Source organism: Yoonia sp. (assembly GCF_046498525.1).
Lineage (GTDB): Bacteria > Pseudomonadota > Alphaproteobacteria > Rhodobacterales > Rhodobacteraceae > Yoonia.
Genome location: NZ_JAWOAN010000214.1, coordinates 1 through 4,559 on the forward strand (window position 1 = coordinate 1; position 4,559 = coordinate 4,559).

Sequence of the window (4,559 nt, forward strand, 5' to 3'; positions counted from 1 at the left end):
AACCGTAAAATCCAGCGCGATTATGACGCGGAGGTCTACAAGTGGCGGCATCTGGTGGAAAATTACTTCGCAAAGATCAAAGAGTTCAGAGGGATAGCAACAAGATACGACAAAACAGATTGTAGTTACGCAGCGTGTTGGAACCTTGTAGCAGCACTCATAGCCTCAAGATGATTGTCCACAGGCCCTAATTGGAAACGATTGTCAGATCAGAAAATTTATTGCGCAACATCGCAACCTGACCGATCTGTTCACAAGCTGGCATCTGAGCTGCGATCTTTGTCTCGACGAGCGTTTGGCCTGCGTTTGTCTGGATCGTCATTGCATCGATTTCCCGTCCACAATTCTTGGCTGTGACGGTGATACCGACGCGCAGGTCAACGCCATTCTCACGGTTCATCTGGCCTTCCGGGAAAGTGTAGACTTCAGCTTGAAACGGAATCTCTGCATCAACGTCGCCAAGATAGACAATAAACCCATTGCGACCTTCACGCGTGTCTTGTGCAGTGTGGAACGAAGCGGACCATACATGCCCGCGGTCACCGATTCGCGATCCGTTTTCCAATGCATGAAGGCGCATGTTATCGTCAGTCATCCACTGCAGGACAGCGCGATCATACTGGCGCAACTCTGGTACAAAAACCTGGGTGGTTGCTTTGAGAATGTTATCAAAACTGACCATAAATTGCGCATTGGTCACCAGCGCAGGAATTCGAACAACAGCATTGCCCTGCCGGTCAGTCTTGCCGGTGATATGCATCCCGCTATGAGAAACCTCAAAGGACTGTTGTTTGTTACAAGGCGCATTGACGGACAGCGCAACGATCGCTGCAGGCTCACGCGATGCAGAAAGCGTTGTATCGCATATGGCTGAAGGTGTTGCCATGATCACCCCAAGCTTTGGTACATCAAGTTCGGTATAGACGGCATCAACGGCGACGACGTGCTGCAAGTTGACAGCATGGTCCTTTGGCGTCGCGATTACATTTGGTACGCCAAACACCGGCTGGCCCAGCGCATTTGTTGACAGCATCAAAGAACGGGGTGCCTTGTTGTAGCTTTCCTTCATCTCACCACTTGCGAGAGCGGGAGCAGGTTCACCGTATTGCACGACAAATCCAACCGCCACAGCGATCGTGATAGTCGACGCAATCGTTTTGATCGTGCTAAGCCGAGACATCCCCATCCCTCACAGTGGCACCACTACATTCATAACGATGAACGGTTAGCGTGACATGAAAAGGACTGGCAAAAGGTCTTAGCGTGGCCCGATTGTGTCAGGAATTAGGCAATGCGGCCGTGGCAGTGTTTGAATTTCTTCCCTGACCCACAGGGGCAAGTGTCATTCCGACCGGGATTGCCCCACGTACTTGGATCATTTTCATCAAAGCCTTCGCGCGCCGCTCCGGACGCTGCAGTTGCTGCTACAGGCGCAGAGGCCCCCGCCGCAGCTTGAGCGGCAGCCTGCTGTTGCTGCCGGAATTGCGCCACCATTTGTTCTTGTTCTTCTTTCGACATTGGACGGATTTTTGACAGCTTTTTGGTGACATCCGCCCGCAAGCCGTCAAGCATACTTTCGAACAACTGAAAGCCTTCGGTCTTGTATTCGTTCAAAGGGTCGCGCTGCGCATATCCACGGAAACCGACAACGGACCTAAGGTGTTCCAACGTCAGCAAGTGCTCACGCCATTTCGCATCTATCGTCTGCAGCAGAAGCTGCTTTTCGACATTCCGCATCGTTTCATCACCAAAGGTTTCCGCCTTTTCCGCCATGAATTTATCTGCTGCGTCCTCAAGCCGTTCGCGGATGACGTCATCATCCACACCTTCTTCTTCTGCCCAAGCCATGATTGGCACATCAATGCCAATGTTCTCGATCACAGCAGCATAAAGACCCTCTGTATTCCATTGATCTGCATATGTTTTTGGCGGCATATAGTCATGGACAAGGTCATCGATCACCTGATCGCGCATGTCTTTCGTGACCTCTGACAGGTCCTTGGCTTCCATGATATCGCGGCGTTGCGAGAAGATGACCTTTCGCTGCTCGTTCATCACATCATCGAATTTCAACAGCTGCTTGCGAATATCAAAGTTGCGGCCCTCAACTTTGGCCTGCGCGCGTTCCAGCGACTTGTTGACCCAAGGGTGAACGATCGCCTCACCCTCTTTCATACCCAGACCCGACAGCACCTTGTCCAACCGGTCGGAGCCAAAGATCCGCATCAAATCGTCTTCCAAAGACAGGAAGAAAGCAGAACGCCCGGGGTCACCCTGACGGCCGGAACGACCGCGCAACTGGTTATCAATACGGCGGCTTTCGTGACGCTCGGTGGCAAGCACAAAAAGACCACCGGCAGCTTTCACTTTTTCCTTCTCGTCAGCCACCTCGGCTTCGATCCGTGCGCGCACTTCCTCGATGTCAGAATCGGGGTTTTCGGCCATCGCCTGAAGTACACGCATCTCGACGTTGCCGCCCAACTGAATATCGGTACCACGACCAGCCATGTTGGTCGCAATTGTGACCGCATTCAGCTTGCCGGCATCTGCAACAATCTGCGCTTCCTGCTCGTGTTGCCGCGCATTGAGAATATTGTAGGTGATTCCCTCGGCCTTCAACATCTCTGCCAGAGCTTCGGATTTTTCAATCGAGGTAGTACCAACAAGAATCGGCTGACCCTTGGCGTGGGCTTCCTTGATCTCGTCGACGACGCCTGCGAATTTCTCGCGGGCGGTGCGGTAAACCTGATCATCTTCGTCAATACGCGCGATGGGACGGTTCGTCGGAACCTCGACTACACCCAGATTATAGATTTCCTGAAATTCTTCCGCTTCTGTCGCAGCCGTGCCTGTCATACCTGCCAGCTTGTCATAAAGGCGGAAATAGTTCTGGAAGGTCACCGAGGCCAAGGTCACGTTCTCTGGCCGGATCGCACAGCCCTCTTTGGCTTCGATCGCCTGATGCAGACCATCCGACAAACGGCGGCCAGCCATCATGCGTCCGGTGAATTCATCGATCAGCACGACGTCGCCGTCACGCACGATATAGTCTTTGTCTTTGTTAAAGAGCTTGTGCGCGCGGAGCGCCTGATTCACGTGGTGAACCAAAGTGGCGCTTTCGGGATCATAAAGCGTCTGGCCTTCTGGCAGCAGACCCGAGGCGCCAAGTTTTTCTTCCAGAAAATCGTTGCCCTCGTCGGTAAACGTCACCTGCCTTGTTTTTTCGTCCAGCGTGAAATGATCATCCGAGATATCAGGGATCACCTTGTCGATCGTCGCGTACATCTCGGACCGGTCCTGCGCGGGCCCAGAGATGATCAAAGGTGTACGCGCCTCGTCAATCAAAATACTGTCGACTTCGTCCACGATCGCGAAATTATGGTCGCGCTGGAAGATCTGGCCCAGTTCGGATTTCATGTTGTCGCGCAGGTAATCAAAGCCCAGTTCGTTGTTTGTGGCATAAGTCACGTCGCAGGCGTAGGCGGCCTGTTTTTCGTCTTCTGGCTGCTGGGGCACGACCACACCTGTCGTCAAGCCAAGCGCACCGTAAACCTTGCTCATCCACTCGGCGTCACGACGTGCCAGATAGTCGTTCACAGTAACAATGTGCACGCCTTTGCCAGTCAGCGCGTTCAGGTAGGCGGGGAAGGTCGCGACAAGGGTTTTACCCTCACCTGTCTTCATTTCGGCAATATTGCCCTGATGCAGGAAAATCCCACCCTTCAGCTGCGTATCGAAGGCACGCAGGCCCAGTGAACGCTTGGCAGCTTCACGGCAGTTGGCAAATGCTTCGGGCAACAGGTCATCAAGGCTCTCACCGCCCATCGCACGTTTTGCAAGCTCTTCCGTCTTTTTCTTGATGCCTTCATCGGACAGCGCCTCGAACTCGGGCTCCAGCGCATTGATCTTGTCAACCAACGGGCGGGCGGCTTTGACTTTGCGGTCGTTTGCGGTGCCAAACACCTTTTTGGCAATCGTTCCGAAACCCAGCATATTCTCTCCGGTGGCGCAACAGCGCCTGTCTGACATCTATTTGAGAGGAGGTTGGTTGTAGGCTCGGTTCAGGCCAAATAGAAAGGGCCTAGCTTACGCAACTTCTGGCCTCCTCGAGGCATCTTCGGGATGTAAGGGGCTGCTACTACAGTGTCAACGCCGCGGTCTTTCGCGGCCTATCAAGGGAACGTTTAATGCTGAAATATGTTACATTTTTGGGTGGAACTGCGGTGGCTGCCGCTTTGTCCACCGGAGCCTTTGCTCAGGACGTAATGGCAGATACTGTTGTCGCAACCGTCGGTGACACAGAAATCACCATGGGTGAAATCATCATTGCCCGTACACAACTGCCGCAGCAGTACGCACAATTCCCTGCAGATGTGCTTTTCGAGGGTCTTGTCGATCAGCTTATCCAGCAGCAGCTTCTGGCCGATGAGGCGGGTGAAACCTCTGCGCGGATCGAATACACGCTCAACAATGAACGCCGCGCCCTGATGGCAGCCGGTGTGATCACCGAAATCGCCGAAACATCGGTAACCGAAGCAGATGTGCAGGCCGCCTATGAC

2 protein-coding genes and 2 pseudogenes are annotated in these 4,559 nt (G+C 53.4%); 2 read left to right on the forward strand and 2 right to left on the reverse strand.

The window, feature by feature from the left end; genetic code table 11:
• Window positions 1–174, forward strand: a pseudogene (locus tag R6T97_RS13120) (IS5/IS1182 family transposase); the annotation flags it as partial.
• 13 nt (window positions 175–187) lie between these two features.
• On the opposite strand, the gene R6T97_RS13125 reads toward R6T97_RS13120, so the two are convergent.
• Window positions 188–1,180, reverse strand: a complete 993-nt coding sequence (locus R6T97_RS13125; RefSeq protein WP_410349749.1) for a hypothetical protein — start codon at window positions 1,178–1,180, stop codon at window positions 188–190.
• A gap of 104 nt (window positions 1,181–1,284) precedes the next feature.
• The gene (gene secA, locus R6T97_RS13130; RefSeq protein ID WP_410349750.1) at window positions 1,285–3,993 is read right to left on the reverse strand and encodes a preprotein translocase subunit SecA; all 2,709 of its coding nucleotides are present in this window, start codon (window positions 3,991–3,993) and stop codon (window positions 1,285–1,287) included.
• A 194-nt stretch (window positions 3,994–4,187) separates the two neighbouring features.
• Between secA and R6T97_RS13135 the strand changes: the two are divergent.
• Window positions 4,188–4,559: pseudogene (locus R6T97_RS13135) on the forward strand (peptidylprolyl isomerase); the annotation flags it as partial.